This window comes from Chitinophaga sp. W3I9 (genome assembly GCF_050434025.1).
GTDB lineage: Bacteria > Bacteroidota > Bacteroidia > Chitinophagales > Chitinophagaceae > Chitinophaga.
Window position 1 is genome coordinate 3446735 of record NZ_JBNPWC010000001.1, and the last position, 20833, is coordinate 3467567.

Annotated in this window: 20 protein-coding genes; 13 read left to right on the forward strand and 7 right to left on the reverse strand. The window is 47.9% G+C overall.

The annotated features are described in order from the left end of the window. Positions 1-42: 42 nt before the first annotated feature. Positions 43-1311: an aspartate kinase gene (locus QFZ51_RS14365; RefSeq protein WP_429046691.1), complete on the reverse strand. Its 1269-nt coding sequence runs from the start codon at positions 1309-1311 to the stop codon at positions 43-45. Positions 1312-1450: 139 nt separating this feature from the next. Here QFZ51_RS14365 and fbp point away from each other — a divergent pair, with 139 nt between their 5' ends. The 5 genes from fbp to QFZ51_RS14390 all read left to right on the forward strand — a co-directional run bounded on the left by fbp (position 1451) and on the right by QFZ51_RS14390 (position 5068). Then, complete coding sequence (gene fbp / locus QFZ51_RS14370) at positions 1451-2461, forward strand: class 1 fructose-bisphosphatase (protein ID WP_429046692.1); 1011 nt, start codon at positions 1451-1453, stop codon at positions 2459-2461. A 158-nt stretch (positions 2462-2619) separates the two neighbouring features. Beyond that, positions 2620-3108 (forward strand): CAP domain-containing protein, encoded by a 489-nt coding sequence (locus tag QFZ51_RS14375; protein ID WP_200817195.1) that lies wholly within the window; start codon positions 2620-2622, stop codon positions 3106-3108. Positions 3109-3190: 82 nt separating this feature from the next. After that, on the forward strand, positions 3191-3955 hold the full coding sequence (locus QFZ51_RS14380) for an ABC transporter ATP-binding protein (protein WP_079468105.1): 765 nt from the start codon (positions 3191-3193) through the stop codon (positions 3953-3955). A 15-nt stretch (positions 3956-3970) separates the two neighbouring features. Then, positions 3971-4498, forward strand: a complete 528-nt coding sequence (locus QFZ51_RS14385; RefSeq protein ID WP_429046693.1) for a YfiT family bacillithiol transferase — start codon at positions 3971-3973, stop codon at positions 4496-4498. A gap of 12 nt (positions 4499-4510) precedes the next feature. Then, the gene (locus QFZ51_RS14390; protein ID WP_429046695.1) at positions 4511-5068 is read left to right on the forward strand and encodes an NUDIX hydrolase; all 558 of its coding nucleotides are present in this window, start codon (positions 4511-4513) and stop codon (positions 5066-5068) included. Between the two features lies 1 nt (position 5069). Here the strand turns inward: QFZ51_RS14390 and QFZ51_RS14395 are convergent, their stop codons facing one another. The 3 genes from QFZ51_RS14395 to QFZ51_RS14405 form a co-directional block, all read right to left on the reverse strand. Then, on the reverse strand, positions 5070-6359 hold the full coding sequence (locus QFZ51_RS14395) for a bifunctional folylpolyglutamate synthase/dihydrofolate synthase (protein ID WP_429046696.1): 1290 nt from the start codon (positions 6357-6359) through the stop codon (positions 5070-5072). Position 6360: 1 nt separating this feature from the next. After that, entirely contained in the window at positions 6361-7830 is a 1470-nt protein-coding gene (locus tag QFZ51_RS14400) for a DUF5723 family protein (protein WP_429046697.1), read from the reverse strand. Positions 7831-8013: 183 nt separating this feature from the next. Further along, a complete protein-coding gene (locus tag QFZ51_RS14405; protein WP_370911366.1) occupies positions 8014-8901 on the reverse strand; it encodes a hypothetical protein in 888 nt (295 codons plus the stop codon). 142 nt (positions 8902-9043) lie between these two features. Here QFZ51_RS14405 and QFZ51_RS14410 point away from each other — a divergent pair, with 142 nt between their 5' ends. Together QFZ51_RS14410 and QFZ51_RS14415 are read left to right on the forward strand one after the other, a co-directional pair. Continuing rightward, positions 9044-10270 (forward strand): MFS transporter, encoded by a 1227-nt coding sequence (locus tag QFZ51_RS14410; protein WP_429046698.1) that lies wholly within the window; start codon positions 9044-9046, stop codon positions 10268-10270. A gap of 70 nt (positions 10271-10340) precedes the next feature. Continuing rightward, on the forward strand, positions 10341-11228 hold the full coding sequence (locus QFZ51_RS14415; RefSeq protein ID WP_370911368.1) for an AraC family transcriptional regulator: 888 nt from the start codon (positions 10341-10343) through the stop codon (positions 11226-11228). A 59-nt stretch (positions 11229-11287) separates the two neighbouring features. On the opposite strand, the gene QFZ51_RS14420 is transcribed toward QFZ51_RS14415, so the two are convergent. From QFZ51_RS14420 to QFZ51_RS14430, 3 genes are read right to left on the reverse strand one after another with little or no spacing between them, the layout of a single operon-like run. Next, on the reverse strand, positions 11288-12583 hold the full coding sequence (locus QFZ51_RS14420) for a radical SAM protein (protein WP_370911371.1): 1296 nt from the start codon (positions 12581-12583) through the stop codon (positions 11288-11290). Positions 12584-12602: 19 nt separating this feature from the next. After that, the gene (locus QFZ51_RS14425; RefSeq protein ID WP_429046699.1) at positions 12603-13190 is read right to left on the reverse strand and encodes a hypothetical protein; all 588 of its coding nucleotides are present in this window, start codon (positions 13188-13190) and stop codon (positions 12603-12605) included. 16 nt (positions 13191-13206) lie between these two features. Next, positions 13207-14250 (reverse strand): agmatinase family protein, encoded by a 1044-nt coding sequence (locus QFZ51_RS14430; RefSeq protein WP_429046700.1) that lies wholly within the window; start codon positions 14248-14250, stop codon positions 13207-13209. A 239-nt stretch (positions 14251-14489) separates the two neighbouring features. On the opposite strand from QFZ51_RS14430, the gene QFZ51_RS14435 reads away from it, so the two are divergent. The 6 genes from QFZ51_RS14435 (at position 14490) to bshB1 (ending at position 20587) form a co-directional block, all read left to right on the forward strand. Beyond that, the gene (locus QFZ51_RS14435; protein WP_370911374.1) at positions 14490-14888 is read left to right on the forward strand and encodes a cytochrome c maturation protein CcmE; all 399 of its coding nucleotides are present in this window, start codon (positions 14490-14492) and stop codon (positions 14886-14888) included. A 72-nt stretch (positions 14889-14960) separates the two neighbouring features. Next, positions 14961-17444, forward strand: a complete 2484-nt coding sequence (ccsA, locus tag QFZ51_RS14440; protein ID WP_429046701.1) for a cytochrome c biogenesis protein CcsA — start codon at positions 14961-14963, stop codon at positions 17442-17444. A 132-nt stretch (positions 17445-17576) separates the two neighbouring features. Further along, positions 17577-18578, forward strand: coding sequence for an alpha/beta hydrolase (locus tag QFZ51_RS14445; RefSeq protein WP_429046702.1), 1002 nt, complete (start codon positions 17577-17579; stop codon positions 18576-18578). A gap of 80 nt (positions 18579-18658) precedes the next feature. After that, positions 18659-19282 (forward strand): DUF4294 domain-containing protein, encoded by a 624-nt coding sequence (locus tag QFZ51_RS14450; protein WP_429046703.1) that lies wholly within the window; start codon positions 18659-18661, stop codon positions 19280-19282. A 46-nt stretch (positions 19283-19328) separates the two neighbouring features. Beyond that, positions 19329-19823 carry a hypothetical protein gene (locus QFZ51_RS14455; RefSeq protein ID WP_429046704.1) on the forward strand — a complete coding sequence of 165 codons (495 nt, stop codon included), beginning with the start codon at positions 19329-19331 and terminating at the stop codon, positions 19821-19823. Between the two features lie 35 nt (positions 19824-19858). Continuing rightward, the gene (gene bshB1 / locus QFZ51_RS14460) at positions 19859-20587 is read left to right on the forward strand and encodes a bacillithiol biosynthesis deacetylase BshB1 (protein ID WP_429046705.1); all 729 of its coding nucleotides are present in this window, start codon (positions 19859-19861) and stop codon (positions 20585-20587) included. Positions 20588-20833 lie beyond the last annotated feature (246 nt).

The following is a 20833-nucleotide window of genomic DNA, read 5'->3' on the forward strand; positions in this document are numbered from 1 at the left end:
AAAAAGTTGCACGAAGGGTGATAATATTTTTACTGGATAAATTTATCTTTTCCAGAGACGCTGTATGGTGGCGGTTGAACGTTGTTCTAATAATATTGTGTGACCGTCGCTGAGTTCTTCGAGTAGGCCGGTTTGGTAATAACGAACGGTAAGCAGCTCCAGTCCTTCGTTGTAAACGATTTTAAACTGCTCGTGGAGCGTTTTGATCAGGAGTTCTATCTTCTCCGGGTTATTATCTATACAGCAGGAGAAATTGATGGCTCCGTTCTGCATCAGGTTAATTTTCACCTTTAGCCCGTGGAAGATCTCATAGATGTCGCTGATCTTATCTTCTGTGATAAAAGAGTAGTCTTTAGAGGTAATATTCAGCAACACCTGGTTCTTTTTCAGCACAATGATAGGGGGCAGCTGTTTTACATCTGCGGTTTCCCTGATGATGGTGCCGGGCAGGTTTTTATCCAGGAAACATTTCACCAGCAGGGGGATCTGTTTGTTCTGCAGTGGTTTAATGGTTTTCGGGTGGATCACCTGGGCGCCATAGTAGGCCATTTCTATCACTTCGCTGTAGCTGATCTCCGGTATATTCACGGTGTTGGGGAACAGTTTTGGATCGGCATTTTTCAATCCTTCCACATCTTTCCAGATGGTTTGGCTTTCGGCATCGAGCATATTGGCGAAAACGGCGGCGGAGTAATCGCTGCCTTCCCGGCCCAGCGTAACGCTTTCGTTCTGGTCGGTGCTGCCAATGAAGCCTTGTGTAATTACTATATTGGTGTTGCTGAACAGGGGAACCACCTTTTCGGTTACCTGCCGCTGGGTATAGATCCAGTCGATATTGGCGTCGCGGAAGTTGTCGTCTGTACGGAAAATATCTCTCACATCCAGCCAGGTATTGTGGATACCCACGTTGTTAAAGAAGGCGCTTACAATAGAGGTGCTGAGCAGTTCACCCAGGCTCACCAGCTGATCGTAATAGTAATCATAGGTGCGTAGGGGTTTTTCGCCCAGTGTCCATTCAGCTTCGGTGAAAAACTGCTGCAGTTGGATAAATAATGGATGATCCTTTGTTCCCAGCAAGGCTTCGGCTACATTCACATGTTGCTCCTCGATGTTAAAGAGAAGCTGCGCGGCAATTTCCCGTTTGCGCAGGAAAAAGTTTTGTGCTACTTTCTCCAGCTCATTGGTTGTTTTAGCCATGGCAGAAATAACAATGAGGAGTTTTTCGTCCGGAAATGACTGTACAATCTGAGCCACCTGCCGGATACGTTCAACACTTTCTAAACTTGCGCCACCAAACTTGAAAACCTTCATATGATAGTTTATCTTCTTTTAAAAAATTATTCGGCAAAGTAAGACAAGTTTAGAATTGTTTTAAAATCTGTTTGCAGATAAATGACAGTTCCGTTAAAATAGTTTCAATTGACTAAATTCGCCCATACAACCTAACGTTATGAATCTTAAGCAAAAAGTAATGACACTGGATGAATTTACTATCCAGGAGTTACGGAATTACCCGGGAGCCACCGGTCAGTTATCCGGTTTACTGCGTGATATCGGCCTCGCTGCTAAAAGGGTAAATGTGGAAGTAAACAAAGCCGGTATTGCCGACATCCTGGGAGAAGCCGGCCGGACCAACGTGCAGGGCGAATCAGTAAAGAAGCTGGATGAATTTGCCAATGAGCAGTTCATTGATTCACTGGAAACCAGTATTTACTGCTGTGGCGTGGCTTCAGAAGAAAATGAAAACTTTATTCCTTTTCATGATGAGCATTCCAAAAAATCGAAATACGTGGTGTTACTGGATCCCCTGGATGGTTCCAGCAATATAGATGTGAATGTATCTATCGGTACCATTTTCTCGGTGTACCGCCGGCTTACGCCGGAGGGCTCTGAATGTGAACTGGAGGATTTCCTGCAGCCGGGCACCAAGCAGATTGCCGCCGGGTATATTATTTATGGTTCATCTACCATGATGGTATATGCTACCCGCCGCAGTGTGCAGGGGTTCACCCTGGACCCGTCTATCGGGGAGTTTTGCCTGTCGCATCCCAACCTGAAATGTCCGCCCGACAGCGATATTTTCTCTGTTAATGTGGGTTATTACCACTTATACGAGCAGAAAATCCGTAAATCGATCGATCATTTTATGGCGAGGAATGAAAATGACCGTATTTACCGCCACCGGTTTGTGGGCTGTATGGTGGCCGAAATACACCGTACCCTTATCCAGGGTGGTATTTTCATGTACCCGGCTTTTGGTAAGTACCCGGCAGGCCGGTTAAGGCTTTGTTATGAGTGCAATCCTATGTCGTTTATCATGGAAAAGGCGGGCGGCGTGGCCATGGCCAACGGTAAACAGCGGCTCCTGGAGTTGAAACCGGTACAGCTGCACCAGCGGATGGCCATCTTTATAGGGTCCAAAACAATGATGGATACCTGGCAGCGGATCATGAACGAGTAGGCTTAAAAAAATATTACAAAAAACGGTGTATAGCGGATACAAAATGTCCATTATACACCGTTTTTAATTTCTGGCACCCGGCTTGCTAAACCTGGCCTGGTTTTAATAGTCATATTAGTACTCTTTATTCATTTTTAATTATTAACCATTTTATTTCTATGTCGATTTTGAAGAACCAGCGGATCATTGCATTATTAGTCGCCCTGTTGGCCGTTTTCCAGGTTAGCGCGTGTTCACGTGCCACTCATGCGGCAGACAGCAGTAATGCAGGTGCCAGCATGGATGACCAGATTCTTTACTACACCAACAAGTTCCGTCAGTCCAAAGGGCTGAAGCCTTTACAGCTGGATGCGACCATCAGTCAGCAGGCCCGCCGCCACAGCCGGGATATGGCCAACGGCAGCACAGGTTTTGGTCATGAGGGATTTGAGGAACGCGTAGCCAACGTATCCAAAAAGATGGGCCGCGTAGCCAGCGCCGCTGAAAACGTAGCTTATGGCACCCTCGACGCCGAAGCCGTGGTAAATGGATGGATCAAGAGCCCGGGGCACCGCAAAAATATGCTGGGCGATTATACGCTCATTGGTATCGGCACCGCCGATAAGGGGAGGATTACCTTCTTTACGCAGGTGTTTATCAAGCAATAATTGAAACGAAGGGGGACAGCCACCGGCCGTCCCCTTCGTTCAGAGGCTCTTTTTTTTCGCATTCTTTCTGTAATTTGGCCCCATGGAAAAGAAAAAGATCATTGAGGTAAGCAACCTGGTAAAAAAATACGGGGAGTTTACCGCGGTAAAAGGAATCAGCTTTGAGGTGTTTGAAGGAGAGATCTTTGGCCTGCTGGGCCCCAACGGCGCCGGTAAATCCACTACCCTGGAAATTATTGAAACCCTCCGGGAAAAAACAGCCGGCAAAGTGATGGTGGGAGGTTATGACCTCGACAAAGACCCCAACGATATTAAAAAGATCATCGGCGTACAGCTCCAGAGTTCCGGCTATTACCCCGGACTAAATCTCACAGAACTCATAGAAATGTTTGGCGGCCTTTATAACCAGCCCGTGGAGCCCATGAAGCTCCTGGGGATGTTTAACCTGGAAGATAAAGCCAAAGCAAAATTCAAAGAACTTTCCGGTGGCCAGAAACAACGGTTTTCCATTGCCACTACGCTCATCAATAAACCACAGATCATTTTCCTGGATGAACCCACTACCGGCCTGGATCCACAGGCCCGCCGCAACTTGTGGGAGCTGATCCAGCAGGTGCGGAGCCAGGGTACCACCGTGGTAATCACCACCCATTATATGGATGAAGCAGAATTTCTCTGCGACCGTTGCGCTATCGTCGACAGCGGTCTTATTATTGCTATCGACTCGCCCGATGCATTGATTGATAAACTGGTATCTTCCGGCTTTGAAAGAAAGAAAGAAGTGAAGAAAGCGAACCTGGAAGATGTATTCATTCATCTCACGGGGAAAGACTTACGCGAAGAATAAACCAACACCTAACGGATGGAATCACTGAAATATCCTATTGGCCGCTTTGAAGCATTGCCGGACTACACACCGGAAATGTTGCGGGGATTTATTAACGACATCCGCTATTTGCCCCAGCTGGTGGAAATCGCCGTGCAGCAACTGGACGAATACCAGCTGCAAACGCCTTACCGCCCGGATGGGTGGACAGTAGCGCAGGTGGTACACCACCTGGCCGACAGCCATATGAACGGATACACCCGCATGAAGCTGGCCCTCACAGAAGAACAGCCGGTTATAAAACCTTACGAGGAACAACTATGGGCGGAACTTCCTGATGTGAAGTTTACACCCATAAACGTATCTATCACCCTGCTGCATGCCCTGCATAACCGCTGGGTAAGTTTGATGGAGCACTTATCGGATGCCGACTGGGAACGTACTTTTGTACATCCTGCCAATGGCACCAGTCATCATTTAAAAACCCATGCCGCCAATTACGCCTGGCATGGTAAACATCACCTGGAGCATATCCTGCGCCTGAAAGAACGAATGGATTGGTAAAGCATTGTTATTATGAATATGGACTGGAAATTACTGTCATCGGAATACCTTTTTAAAGATGCCTGGCTTACGGCGCGTATCGATACCTGCGAAACGCCCGCAGGTAAAATTGTGGCGCCTTATTACGTACTGGAGTATAACAACTGGGTAAACGGTGTGGCGCTTCGTGAAGACGGGCAGGTGATCATGATCCGGCAGTTCCGGCAGGGAGTAGGCAAAACGTTGCTGGAAATTCCTGGCGGCACGATGGACCCCACAGATCCGGATCCTTTATTTGCAATGAAACGCGAGATGCTGGAAGAAACCGGGTATGCATTTAAGGAATGGGTGTCGCTTGGCACCATTGCGCCTAATACGGCTTCCAGCAACAACTACACGCATATGTTCCTGGCAACGGGAGGAGTAAAGGTACAGGAACAGGAATTGGATCACAACGAAGATATTGAAGTGGTGATTATGCCGCTGGAAGAACTACAGCAACTGTTACTGGATAACAAAATAGTACACAGTTTGCACACCACCTGTATCTTTTACGCGTTGCTGTATCTCGGTAAAATGACGATGAAATAACTTACATCACTTCTGCTACAATAAAAAAGCTGCCACAAACGAGGATCATATCATCCGGCTGGGCATGTTGCCTGGCCGCCTGCAGCGCCGCCTGAACAGTTGGGTAAGCATGGCCCTGTAACCCGCTGGCCGCCGCCATTTCAGCCAGTGCTACTTCGTCCAATGCACGGGGGATCTGTGCTTTGCAGAAATAATAATGCGCAGTAGGCGGGAATAATGGCAGCACTTTTTCTACTTCCTTATCTTTCACAAATCCTACTACAATATGTAACTGCTGGAAGTTAACATGTCCGAGCTGCTGCATCACTTCGCGGATGCCGGCTTCGTTGTGGCCTACATCCAGTACAGTGAGCGGATGCCGCTGTATTACTTCCCAGCGGCCTCTCAGGCCGGTCAGTTTCTTTACGTGGGAAAGGGCGTGGCTGATGTGATCCCAGGTGATATGCCAGCCTTTTTGCTGTAATATTTTTACGGCCGACAATACGCCCATTACATTTTTTTCCTGGTACTGACCGGTCAGATCCAGTTGTAAACGGCGCATCTGCTGTTGTCGTGTATCCAGTAACGTTATAGTAAAGTGATTGCTTTCAATGGCGCCGGAAGCTTCCATCCATTCCTGGTCTGCGAAGTGAATGGGGGCATTCAGCGCGTTGGCGGTATTAATAAACACGTCCTGTACTTCAGACTGTGTTTCGCTGATCACTACCGGTACATGGGCTTTGATGATGCCTGCTTTTTCACTGGCAATCTGCGGGAGTGTATCGCCGAGAATATTTTTATGATCGTAGCTGATATTGGTGATCAGCGACAGTTCGGGCGTAATGACGTTGGTGCTGTCCAGCCGGCCGCCGAGGCCCACTTCAATGATGGCAATGTCTACTGCTTCCTGCTGGAAGTAGCGGAATGCCATGGCAACGGTGAGTTCAAAAAAAGAGGGTTGGATGTCGGCAATATGCCCGCGCATCTGTTCTGTGAAATTAACTACAAAATCTTCCGGAACCATTTGCCCGTTGATGCGGATACGCTCCCTGAAATCCAGGAGGTGGGGGGAAGTATAAAGTCCTGTTTTGTAGCCGGCCTGTTGGAAAATGGCTGCCAGCATATGGCTGGAAGAGCCTTTGCCGTTGGTCCCGGCTACGTGTATGGTTTTAAAGCTGTGTTGCGGTTGGTCCAGCTGATCCAGTAATGCAATGGTATTATGCAGGTCTGTTTTAAACGCACTGGCGCCCACTCTGGTAAACATGGGCAGCTGTGCATAGAGATAGTCCAGCGTTTCTTTGTAAGAGGCCATATTAATAATTATTAACCACCGGGCAATCCAACTGGCGGTTACGCTTCTTAAAGAGCCCACCGCCCTCACCCCGTTCGAACATGCTTGAATTTAAGCGCAAAGCTACAAAAGCATTTGCACGATCGACATGTTTTTGAAAGAGGTTGGTGAAAATTGTGCTGGAGCCAATCAGCAGGGGACCTATGCGGATACCCGCTCCCACATCGGCCTGGCCGTTACGGTTAATAGTGAATGGCATATAGGCGCCAAAAAGGTAGGTTTCATACCGTGGCGTAATATTAAACTGTGTTAGTGCATATGTTTTGGAGATATCGCGGTTGCCGGCGGTTAATGCAATAACCGCATGTGCGCTGATAAAAAAGCGGCTGTCGATATTATAATCACCCATCAGGTTGAGCGCCGTGGGCAGCATCATATTGAAAGTAGAATCGGTGCCCAGTGGCGTAAAATAATTGTTGAGCCGGCGGGCGTATTGCTGCAGACTTTCATTTTTCTTATACTGCACATCCTTTGGTACTACATTGTCTTTTACCAGGCTGAGGTCCGTGTTAATAGGCGCTTTGGTATATTTTATCCTGCCGATGTCGGTAATGGAAGCGCCTATACGAAATTTATAGTCATCTGCATCAGAGCCTTCAGAGGCGCCAAAGCCGCCGTTGTCGGGGCGGTATTCGTAGATCACGCCGATGTCTGCACCGATACCGTTGTTATGGAATAACTGGAGGTTTTTTTGTGCGGGCGACTGCCAGTCGTCCATTTCTTTGTTATAGCCATAATAGAGGGTACCACTGGTAATAGTGGCACTTTTTGATGAGTTTAGCCTGAAGTCAACGCCCTTAACAGCAGCGTAACCCGCAGCCACGCCACTGAGCAGTTTCAGTGTAACGCCGGCTTTCCACCGGCCGCTGTAAGTTTCTTTGATGGTGCGTGCATAACTGAAGCCCAGTTCATGCCATACATGCGAGGAAACGCCTGCACGCGGAATGCTTAAATTGGTGTTGATATAACCTGGATTTGGGAAATCCACCCCAAAGAAATTGGCGATGGGGGTCGTGAAATTACCGCCGCTGCTGCTGCTGCGCATACGCCATACAAAGGAAACAGACTGTTTTTCATCAATAGCATATAATACAGAAGGTAGTGCAATTTCCGCCATTTGCCAGCCCATTTGTTTCCTGTTGGCGCCTTCATCGAGGAAATAATCCTGGTTGCGTTTCAGCGTATCAGGAATATTAAACAGCAATGATTTCGGAACGCTCACATAAGTGTTGCCGGCATTTACATCCGCACCTATAATATTTACATCCCATTTATAGCGATAGCCGGCAGCGCTGGCCGGGTTGGAGAATACACCATAAATACCCGCGTAGTTACTGTTATTGTAACCCGGGAAAGTTTGAGCCACAGCGGCCTGCATCAGCACGAGCAATATTGCGGTGCCGGAAAAGATACGGTTAAGTTTTACAATCATCGTTGGCGATAAAAAATAGGTTCCTCGAAATGACACAAAAAAATTGCTCTTGTCAGTTGTTGCAATCATAGGTAAAGATGATGTAGGAACGACAGATTTCAGGATGAAGCTATGCTGTTCCGGATCAGTTCCTGGTCCGGTAAATAAAACAGCCTCTTTTAAAATCTGTATATATTACGCTGCTTATTCTGCTTTGAAAAAGAAGCGGATCACTCCGAACTGTTCTTCTGGTGCATCCGGGTTGGCATTGTATTTCAGTTGTCCGCTGGAGGCAGCCTTTTTGGCAATCTCAATCAGGCGGGGGTTACTGATAGTAGATCCTTTCATACTAAAAGTGGCAGATGTCACATTTCCCTTTTGATCTACTTTTATATTGATGGCTACATAGCCTGTTTCAGTGCCGTCGTAAGTAACCTGTGGCCTGCCGATAAGGCTTCTTCCATTGAGGTGGAAATCGGAGCGTCCGCCGCCGAGTCCACCCCCCGTATATCCGCCGCCGTTAGGGTTACCCCCCAGTTGACCGCGATCGCCGGGTTTGCCGGTATTACCTTCTCCTGTGGCATTATTGGAGCCATTGGCGCTGTTACCGCTATTGGCACTGTTGCCGGTACCGCCTGAAAACACCGCCTTTGGTTTTGGTGCGGGTGGTGTGGGCGCCGGTGGCGTTTCTGCAGGTTTCTTTGTTGGCTTAACAGGTTTTGGTTCTAATTTCTTTGGAATCTCTTTAGGTTTCTCAACAGGCTTTTCCGGTTTTTTTATTTCCGGGGCCTCTTCTTCATCCTGGGTAGCAATATCCTGCTGAGGTTCAGTGTTGGCCGGAGCGGTAGCAGCCGGACTTTCAGCTGCTGCTGGTTCTGGCGCCGCAGCACTGGGCGGATTAGGGTTCAATGGTTGTTCGTCGCCCATGCCATCATCAGATGTGCCAAGGTTTACTTCCATGCCAAGATCCTGATCCGGTAAGGGCGGAGGTGCAGAAAAACCGGTAAATACCAGCGCTACTAACAGCAATGCATGCACGCCGATAGTGATTCCTAAAGCCTGTATATTTTTTTTACCGTTTTTTTCCTCCATGATAACCTTATTGAGTGCCTGTTCAGACCAAAGTTAATGTTTTGATCCAGAAAAAATAATCGCTCATCAAAAGATGAATTCCGGATCTTTGCAAAAACTGTGCTGTTAATCCAATTATCGTAAATTATTTTTCACCGATTTTATGAACCTGGCCAGACAAACGATCCGTCTTTACCAAAATGCCTATACTGGTCTTGCTCCTGCTACCTGGTGGCTCTCGCTTGTATTGCTGATCAACAGGAGCGGAACGATGGTCATTCCCTTTATGACCGTATATCTTACACAACATCTTCATTTCAGTATTGCCCAGGCAGGCCTGGTTATGGCCTGTTTTGGTACCGGTGCCATTGTTGGCGCCCTGCTGGGCGGATGGCTGTCTGATAAGATCGGTTTCTACCAGGTACAGTTCTGGAGTCTTTTCTCTAACGGATTATTATTCATTTTATTGGGTCAGATGCGCACCTTTGAGCAAATATGTATCTGCGTATTTGTAATGAGTTCTGTGGGAGATGCCTTCCGGCCGGCTAACAGCATTGCTATTGCCGCCTACAGTTCGCCGGAAAACCGGACCCGGTCGTACGCCCTGAACCGGCTGGCGGTGAACCTGGGTTGGTCAGTAGGTCCCGCTATCGGCGGGATTCTTGCCAGTTTCAGTTACCAGCTGCTTTTCTGGGTAGACGGGTTCACCTGTATGCTGGCGGCCATCCTGATGCGGATTTTCCTGCCGCCGGTACCTGCGCCGCCAAAGGCTGCCAAGGCAGCCGTAAAAGCAGAAGAGAAGGTATGGAGGGATCATATTTACCTCTGGTTCCTGCTTTTTGCCACCGTAAATGCCATCTGCCTGTTCCAGTTTTCCAGCATTGTGCCGTTATATTTTAAAGAAGTGATGCACCTGGAAGAGTGGGCTATTGGTCTGAATATGTCTGTTAACGGGATCCTGATTGCGCTGGTGGAAATGGTAATGGTGTACCGCCTCGACGGGAAAATGCCTAACCTGTCCTTTGTGGCCCGCGGCGCCATGATGGTTTGCTTGTCTTATATGTTACTTTGTTTCCTGCCGCCGGTATGGGCATTGGCAGTAGTATTTATGGTGGTGATCACCTTCGGCGAAATGTTTTGCCTTCCCTTTATGAACAGTTTCTGGATCGGCAGGAGCCTGGACCATAACCGCGGACAGTATGCCGCGTTGTATACCATTTCGTATTCGCTGGCCAATATTGTATCGCCCACAACGGGGGCGTTTGTGGTGCAGCATCTTGGGTTTAGGCCGTGGTGGGGGATTACAGCGCTGGGGTGCATATTGTCGGGCGGCGGGTTTTTGTGGTTGCAGCAAAAAATAGGGACGGGCAGAAAAGAAATCAATGGATGATATTGTCCAACACTTTACCATTATTGCCACATAATTGCTAATTTTGCAGGTAAATTAGTAATATTGGTTAATGAAAGTAATTCAATTTACTGTCCCCGTTGCCGATGAAGGTGCTGTAGTCATACAGGAAGATATCCTCCCTTACTTTTATAATTACCTGCATCGTCACAAAGAGGCGCAGGTAACACTTATTATAAAGGGGGAAGGCACCCTGATTGCCGGAAACTATACCCAACCTTTCAAGGCTGGAGATATTTATGTGATTGGCGCCAACCAGCCCCATATGTTTAAAGGGGATGCGCGGTATTTCGAAAATTTACAGGAGAAGAATATCCACGCCATCCATATCTTTTTCGATCATGAACATGCATTACAGGGCTTATTTTCCCTGAAAGAAATGGAGGCGGTAAGAAAGTTCCTGCAACTCAGCGCCAACAGCTTGCAACTGCCGGCCGAATACGCAGAAAAAACAGCTGCCGATATATTAAAGATCTCCCGGCTCAGCGGCGCCGAAAGGTTGCTGGCGTTTGTGGGCATGCTGGTATATTTCTCTAAACAGGTGAAGGATTGGAAGTCGTTATCCACGGGATTTTCCAGGCAATCTTACAGCGAGTCGGAAGGACTGCGGATGAATGATATTTATCAATACACGCTGGAGCATTATGCGGAGAATATTTCGCTGGGACAAATTGCCGGCGTGGCGCATCTTACTACCTATGCTTTTTGCAAATACTTTAAAAAACATACCCGCAAAACCTACCTCGAATTTCTGAATGAGATCAGGATCAATGTGGCGTGCAAGAATATTATTAACGGTGACTTCGACAGTATTGCAGCAGTGGCCTATGCTACCGGGTATAACAACCCGATTACTTTTAACCGGGTATTCCGGAAGGTAACGGGAATGTCGCCTTCGGCGTATGCAAGGCAATACCGCTTTGCGGAAGAACTAAAGTAAGTTAAACGAAAAAGGCTGACCATCGCGGTCAGCCTTTTTTAATATAAAGAGTTCTATTCTCAGTGAGCGAAGTCGCTCATATAATCGCCCGTAATACGCTCCATCGGAGGATTAAAGTAACCGAACTTCAGATCCGGGAATTCCTCATGGATCAGTTCCTGCAGCTGTTTTACCCCTAAGCATTCGCCCGTTTCCGTTACACCCAGTTTACCGAGGTACCAGTCGGGATCAATATTGAAATTACGCCACTGGATCATATTCAACCCTGTTTCCCTGATCAGTTTACGCAGCGCTTCATATTCATCTGCGCTATCGGTCATGCCCGGAAATACGAAGTAGTTGATCGAGGTCCAGCCGCCGAATTCACGCACTACTTTCAGGCTTTCGATGATATCTTCAAAAACGTAGTTGTTAGGGCGGTAATACGGGGTGTAATATTTTTCCTGTGCGGAGTTCAGGCTTACGCGGATACTGTTCAGGCCTGCTTCACACAGGGCTCTTACCGCATCCGGTTTACTGCCGTTGGTATTGATATTGATGCTGCCTTTAGGCGTGTGTTTGCGTATTTCCAGGATGGATTCGCGGATGGTTTCCCACATCAGCAGTGGTTCGCCTTCACAGCCCTGTCCGAAGCTTACGATAGGGAAGGGGGCCGATTCCAGGTGAGGTACGGTGTACTCCACAATTTCTTCCGCGGTTGGTTTAAAGCGGAGGCGGTCCTGCGTGGAAACAATGCTTTCTTCTTCCGGCTGGAATGAAATGCAGCCCACGCAATTGGCATTACATGCAGGAGAGGAAGGAATAGGGCACTCCCATCTTCCCATAAAATAATTACGGGCAGCAGGACACTCATAGGTGAGCGCGCAATTTTCCGCGAGGTGTTGTACCAGCCTGTTATGCGGGTATGCTTCCACCAGGGTTTTTACGCCCTGTTTCACTTTTTTATCGTCAAAACCCGCGCATTCCTGGCGGATATCTGCTTCAATGCGGGTGGCGGGCACATAAAACTTACCATCCAGCCAGCCTACTGCGGTGTAGCAAAACAGCGGCAGGGTAGGTGCATCCGGCATGGTTTCGTAGGCAGCCAGGTAAAAACCGGTATGCGCCGGCGGTATAAATGCGGCTACGGCCCATCCTTTATCACAAAGCTGCATATCGCCGGTGGCGGCGTTGATGCCAATACCACGGCGGCCGGGCAACTCATACAAATTACCTCCTTCCGGTAATTCAATCCATTCGTCTGCTTCTACCGGCCATGCATCCCAGCCGCTGCGGCCGGTTACATACAGGGTGGTATCTTCAAAAATATTACCGTTACCGTCTGAGTATAATATGTAAGGTGTTTGTTTTAGCATTTTCTGTTTTTATATACTGTTATTGCACCCTGCTCCGGAAGAAGTTATTCAGTGCTTCCCTTTGTTCGTTGCCTGGTTCATCCAGTATTTCGAGTTGCAGGATCTTGTTGTTCTTAAAGTCTATTGTGAGCAGATCGTTCCGCAAAATTACGTTATTCAGTTCGTTCCAGCCAACCAGCCTTTTTGAAAAGGTGGTAGGAAGGGTAATTCCGGTGGTATCCATCTTTACATACGATGGCTGGAAAATACGGTGTTCCATCCAGCCTACGTAGGCGAGCCCGGCGCCTACCAGGAACAGCAGTAATGCGGTAACCGGGTTGAGGTGCGACAGGAAATACAAACTGCCGGTAAAGCAGATGAGCGCTTCTATCATCCGTGCGACGGTATTGGCTTCGGTGAATTTCTTAAACCTTCTCATGGTAAAAGGAAAGCCGATGCACAATACACCTACTACCAGGAAAAAAAACGCCAGGAACCAGTTCGGCTGCGGACTGCGGTAAATACCGATCGCATTAAACAGGAACAGTATGCCCGTAAGCCCATGCATAACCGGTAATAACCGGATTCTGCTGGAGGTATTCGGATGCAGGATGCGCAAACTATGCATGAACAGGAATGTGAGATTAAGAATTGGAACTGATCAACAGGTTACAAAGTTTGAACAACACACGGGCGCCTACGTTGGCATCCCATTCGTCGTGTGAAGTGCTTACTTCGTTCAAATCAAAACCGATCAGTTTCCGGCCGCTGTCCAGCACCCGTTTGAAGAGATAATATATTTGCTCCGCCTCAAACCCACCGGGTACTGGGGTACCGGTATGCGGGCATAATTTCGGATCCAGTCCGTCGATATCAAAACTGATGTATACCTGTTGGGGTAAGTTGTCTACAATGCTGTCGCAGATAGCTTTCCAGGATTCTCCCTCAAATTGTCTTTCCTTGATCTGTTTATCGAAGAAGGTTACTACGCGGCCTTCACTATTATTTACGTAATCCACTTCTTCTTCGCAATAGTCGCGGATACCTACCTGTACCAGTTTAGAGAGCTGCGGCACTTCTGCCAGGGCATTAAACATGATAGAGGCGTGGGAGTATTTGAATCCTTCATATGCATCGCGGAGATCGCAGTGTGCATCGATCTGGAGGATACCAAACTCGCCCTTGTGTTCACCAATGGCTTTGAAGAAGCCGAGTGGCGTACTGTGGTCGCCGCCTACCAAACCTACCAGCTTGCCTTTTTCCAGGAGCGATTTGGTTTGGATGTACACCCACTCATTCATGGCCCTGGTACCGTTACTTACATCTACCAGTGTTTTTTTCAGGAATTCATTTTCAGAAATATCTCCCCCTTCGGTCAGGAATTTCAGGTACAGTTCTGCTTCCTTGCGCAGGTAATCGCTGCGGAGCAGGAGGTGCTTGTCTGGTTCCCGCATGTAGAAACCCTGTTTCCAGCCGTCTTTTACATCTGCGTCGTACAGGTCTACCTGGAAGGAAGCCCTGAAGATACGTTCCGGGCCACGGGCCGTACCATTGTTATAGGAAACGGTCACTTCCCAGGGAACAGGTAATAATACCAGCCTTGCCTCTTCTTCGGAAAAAGGTAAACCAAAAACGTTGTTGGACAGCAGGCCAACCGAGTTAGGGTCAAATTGAGATAAATCTGCCATGATAAAGTCGTACTTTTCTAAATTCCGCGCAAAGATAGGATTCTGTTTACTTACAGCCGTCCTTCTCCTAAAAAGAATTACCTTTTATATAAAATTTGTCGGAAGAAGGTCATTTTCACTTAATTTTGCCGATTAATCGGAAACAAATAAAGTACGGCAAAAGGAGAGGAGTTGTTGAAGTCGCGCTGGTAAAGGGTTTTTGCAGCTTGTGTCTAATCAATAGGGAAGATAATTTTCATATGAAAAAAACAAATATTATTCTGCTGGTGGTAATTGCGGTGGCAATTGGAGTGATAGTGACTATGGTGGGTGATTTCAGCACCTATGAAACTTTTGCAACAGCCCGCGAGAAAGAAGGGAAAGAGTTCCATGTTATTGGTAAACTCGATACCTTAAAAGCGATGAACTACGATCCAACTAAAGATGCCAACCTGTTCAGCTTCTACGTCCACGATAAAACGGGGGAATCCCATAAAGTAGTTTTCTACGGCGCAAAACCTACCGACTTTGAAAAGGCCGAATCCATTGTACTGACCGGTAAAATGGAAGGCACTGAGTTTCACTGCAGCAAAATACTGATGAAATGTCCTTCCAAGTATAAGGACGACCAGGTTGCAGTGAGCAACAAACAGATATAATTAGCTATATGTATATGATTGTCGCCGTCGGATGATCAATGCCACAATATTCACATCTCTCAGAGGAATTTTATGAAGTTTGTAGGGGAACATTTACTGCCGGGCCAACTAGGCCACTTCTTTGCCATACTGGCATTTGTAGCATCTATGGTAGCCACCGTGGCTTATTATAATGTAGTTAAAGGAAAAGAACCGCTGATCAGGGATTCGTGGAAACGACTGGCGCGCTGGTCTTTCGTTATACAGTCGGCTGCCGTAATCGGCGTATTCAGCTGCCTCTACTTTATCCTGTATAATCACTATTTCGAATATAAATACGCATGGCGCAATACTTCCCGCGACCTGCCTATCCAATACCTGTTATCCAGCCTCTGGTCCGACCAGGAAGGCAGCTTCCTGCTGTGGAGCATCTGGAACAGCATCCTGGGGATTTTCCTGATCCGCACTTCCAAAAACTGGGAAGCGCCGGTAATGACCATCTTCTCCCTTGCACAGCTGATCATGGCCAGCATGTTGCTGGGTATTTTCATCCTGGGCTATAAAGTGGGCAGCAATCCTTTCATGCTGTTGAGGGAAGCGCCTGAAAACCAACTGGCGCCTATCTTCCAGACAGCAGACTATATGCAGCATATCCACGACGGAAACGGTTTGAATGTGACGTTGCAGAACTACTGGATGGTGATTCACCCGCCGGTATTGTTCCTGGGCTTTGCTTCTATGATCATTCCGTTTGCTTTTGCATTTGCCGGGTTATGGACAAAAGATTATACCGGTTGGGTAAAACCGGTACAGCCCTGGGGTTTATTTGCCATAATGATGCTGGGAACCGGTATAATGATGGGCGCTGCCTGGGCTTATGAATCGCTCAACTTTGGTGGTTACTGGGCATGGGACCCGGTAGAAAATGCATCGCTGGTGCCGTGGCTTACCATGGTGGCAGGCGTGCACACACTTCTGGCGTATAAAGCCACCGGGCACTCGCTGAAATCTACCTTCTTCTTCTTCTTTATTTCCTACGTGCTGATCCTGTACTCCTCTTTCTTAACAAAGAGCGGCGTACTAGGCGATACTTCCGTACACTCCTTTACCGATATGGGCATGAGCGCACAGCTGCTGATTTCCATGCTGGTGTTCACGGTTCCGGCCATCGCCCTGCTGATTGTACGCAGAAAAGAAATCCCTTCCGTAAAGAAAGAAGAGAACAGCTACTCGCGTGAGTTCTGGCTGTTTGTAGGTTCCCTGATCCTGCTGATTGCAGCCATCCAGATTACCTTCACTACTTCTATTCCGGTATGGAATAAATTACTGAGCCTCACCGGGCTGAAGTCTGCGTTCAACATGAACGATATTGCGCCGCCGTCTGACAGTATATTCCACTACAACAAAATCCAGATCTGGATTGCGATTGTACTGGGTGTATTAACGGCGATTGTGCAGTTTATGCGGTACAAGGATACTCCCCGCGGCGAAATCACGAAGAAACTGCTGGTACCTACTATCGTAGCGCTCTTATTAACCGGGCTGGTGGCCTGGAAAGGCACTATTACCTACGATACTTACGGCGCCGGTTTCCTTACTGCTATTTACCTGATGTTGTTTGCCAGCATTTATGCGATTGTGGGCAACTTCTTTTATATTTTCTCCGGCCTGAAAGGCAAAATCAAAAATGCAGGCGCTTCTGTTGCGCATATCGGTTTTGGGATGGTGTTGCTGGGCGTGCTGATTTCCTCCGCCAAAATGGAAGTGATTTCCCTGGACCGCATGAAGATGCTGGGCGATGGTATTTTTACAAAGGAAAGCAAACAGAATCCGCGGGAAAATATTATGCTGCCAAAGGATGTGCCGGTGGAAATGGGCGACTATCATGTTACCTATACCGGCGATTCCGTAGCGCAGGGAGATCCCAAAACGTATTATGTAGTGCATTATGAGAAAAAGGATAAACAAACCGGCAAGGCGCTGGAGCGTTTCACCCTTTACCCGGATGCGTTTGTGAATAAAAAGGAAAATGCGCTGTCGTCCAACCCGGCTTCCAGGCATTACCTCACGAAGGACATTTTCACCTATGTATCTGCCGCACCTAACCGCGAAGAAGCCGCCAAAGAAGATACCACACCTTATGTTACCCATGAAATGAAACAGGGCGATTCGGTGTTCTTCTCCAAAGGATTTATTGTGCTGAAAGGATTAAACACCAAACCGGAAAGCCGCAATTACATTCCGCAGAATGGCGACCTGGCCGTAGGAGCAGAGCTGGAGGTATATACGCAAACAGATGATCATTTTAAACTGCAGCCGATCTATTTTATCCGCGACAGCAGCTACCAGTACAGCGTGGAAGACACCCTGGCGCCACTGGGACTGAATGTACGGTTCTCGAAGATTATGCCGGCGGAGAATAAAATAGAGCTGAAGGTAAAAGAAGCGTCGGGCTTCAGCGATTACATCGTGATGAAAGCGCTGATATTCCCTTATATCAACGTGTTATGGCTGGGAATCATTATTACGGTGATTGGTACCGCCATGAGTATTTATCAGAAAGTAAGAAGAAGATAACCTCCGGATATTTTTTTGAAAGAATCCTTCAATGGCGTTGCTGTTGAAGGATTTTTTCTTGGTTAAATCACCAGCCGGGCAGCGCCATTTCAGAATTCTTATCTACATTTAGCTGGAATAAATATCCTTATGATGCCTAAGTGGTTACGTATATCCCTGATCGTTATAGCCACAGCAGCTGTGGTGTATCTTCTTGGCCCCAAACCGGCCGAACCGGTTTACGAACACAAACTGCCCGCAGTACCGGTTGCCGGCCCGGCCCTGGAAGCCTACATACAGCATAAAGAAGCCGGGCACCGGCTCAAACCGGATAATGAAGCCCGTATAGTATGGCAGGACTCCGGACATCATAAAACGCCTTATTCCGTGGTGTACCTGCACGGCTTTTCCGCCAGCCAGGAAGAGGGGAACCCGGTGCATCGCAACTTTGCGGCACGTTACGGATGTAATTTGTACCTGTCGCGGCTCGACGGGCATGGGATCGATACCAGCGATCCATTGCTGCATATGACTGCGGCGGGTTTGTGGAAAGATGCAGAAGAAGCGCTGAGCATAGGCAAGGCGCTGGGCGATAAAGTGATCCTGATGACCACCTCCACGGGCGGCACACTGGGGCTGAAGCTGGCAGCGGCCTACCCGGGTGATGTTTATGCGCTGATCAATATGTCGCCCAATGTTGCGATCAACGACAACCTGGCCTTCCTGGCCAATAACCCCTGGGGATTGCAGCTGGCCAGAACGGTGAGCAAAGGTGATTTCAGGCGGAGCGATGATAAAGACCCCGAAATAGCAAAGTACTGGTACAACAATTACCGCCTGGAAGCAGTGGTGCAGTTGCAAAACCTGCTGGAATCCAGTATGGTGGAGGAGACCTTTAAAAAGGTGCATCAGCCGGTGATCAATTTATATTATTATAAAGATGAAACGCACCAGGATAAAACGGTGCGGGTAGCCGCCATCCTGGAGATGGAAAAGCAGCTGGGAACGCCCGATTCCCTGAAGGAAGCGGTGCCTATACCCGGCGCCGGCAGCCATGTGATGGGCTGTGCGCTCACCGGGCATGATATCCCCGCAGTAGAGAAAGCCATAGATGATTTCGTAGTAAATAAGTTACATATGAGGCCGGTACAGTAACACTTTTTAGTTAAACCGGATTTTCAAATCTTTTTATAACTTGTGGTAACATTCCGTACATAAGCAACGTTAAGTTAACTATGCGCATCCGTTTTAAACAGATCATCGTTTCATTATTCCTGGTACTGGTCATATCCCTCTGTCACACGGATGCGATGGCCCAGGAGGCGCATGGTGCTGATGTGATACCGTTGCATGCCATGATAGTAGGACGTGATACCGTTCCGGTAATCACGCTGGCAATATTTGACGTAGTAGCTAAAATGCCAAGGGCGCTGCGTAAAGAACGCGAGCGCTGGAGCCGTTTACGCAACGCGGTATATGTAACCTATCCTTTTGCCAGATCGGCGGCAAAAGTGCTGAAAGATGTGAACAGCCGCATGGCTACCATGAATAAAAGGGAACGTAAAGCCTTCCTGGCCTCTAAAGAGAAAGAACTCAAGGCCCAGTTTGGCGATAAACTGGAAAACCTCTCTGTTTACCAGGGAAAAGTATTGATGAAACTGATCGACCGTGAAACGGGTCAGAACTGCTTTGAAATCATCAAGGAACTCAAAGGCGGCTTTAATGCCCGTGTTTGGCAAACCGTTGCTTTCTTTTTTGGAGGTAACCTGAAAAGTGATTACGACAAGCAGGAAGACCGCGACATCGAGGTGATTGTGCAGGAGCTGGAAATGTACCAGCAATTCCGCGCCTACAATTAATTGGGCTATCTTCGTAATATTCGCCTGTCATGAAAAAGGGCTTATTATGAAAGCAAGGATCTTACTTATCAGCTTATTATTTATTTCTGTTGGAGCGATGGCACAGGTAGCCAGTGACGATCCCGTGTACGTGCTGGACAGCGTGATCGTGACGCCGTCGGCCATGGGGCAGGTGTCGCCCGACCGTATTGGCGTGATTACCATTGCCAAAGGCGCCAAGGCTGTGCTGAAATATGGCAACCAGGCGGAGAACGGCGTGATATATATAGAAACGAAACCCTTTGCCCGTAAAAGGGTGAATGTGTTATTGAGCAATGAATCCCCCGCATATGACAGTTTGTTGCGGAAATACGGGAACGACAGCAGCTTTTACTTCATCGTAAACGGCAAACCGGTTACGCCTACCAATGAAACCGGTTTGATGACCTTAGACCCGAAAACCTTCCGTTCTGTACGGGTTATTTCTGAGAAAGAGGTACAGGATAAGTACCAGGTGATGGACCGGAAAGCCGGGATCGTTATCACCAGTTCAGATAACTAAATATTTTCCCATCTTTGCACCTCAATTTACAGCATATGAAACTAGATATACTGGCTATAGCCGTGCACCCCGACGATGTGGAGCTGGGGTGTGCAGGCACACTGATGGTGCATGCGCGTCAGGGAATGAAGGTGGGCGTGGTGGATCTCACCCGGGGGGAACTGGGCACCCGTGGTACCCCGGAGCTGCGGGAACAGGAAGCGCAGGCGGCTGCAAAGATCATGGGACTGGAAATAAGGGAGAACCTGGGACTTGCTGACGGCTTTTTCAGAAACGATACGATGGAGCAAATGGCGATCATTACGGCGATCCGTAAGTACTGCCCGGACATCGTGCTGGCCAATGCAATGGACGACCGTCATCCTGACCACGGAAGGGCCGGCAAACTGATTGCCGACAGTTGTTTCCTGGCAGGGTTAAGAAAGATAGAAACTATGGCAGACGGGCAGACGCAGGACGCGTGGCGTCCGAAGCAGGTTTTTCATTTCCTGCAGGACCGTTATCATGAGCCTGATTTTGTAATAGATATCAGTGCCGTAATGGAGCAGAAGCTGGATGCGATTAAAAGCTTCAGTTCACAGTTCCTGGCGCCGAAAGATCATGAACCGCAAACCTACATTTCGGGTTCGGGCTTTTTCGACAGTGTTATTTACCGTGCAAAAATGCTGGGTAAGATGGTGGGAGTGGAGTATGCCGAGGGATATACGTCTGCCAAGATGATCGGTATCCGAAATTTTGCGGATATGATTAGCGAAACGACGTGACGCGGATTTTGTCTTTCTCACTGATTACGCTGATTTTACTGATTAGCTGGATTTTTACTTTTGGATTTTTTTCTGATTTCTTAATAATTATGTAATTAAGGGAGATATAAGCGAATATAACCGCTTATATCTCCCTTAATCCTTTATAAAATCCAAAGAATAAAAATCCAGGTAATCAGTAAAATCAGCGTAATCAGTGAGAAAGACAACATCCGCGGGGGACTGCGCTGGAGAATGGCTCTAACA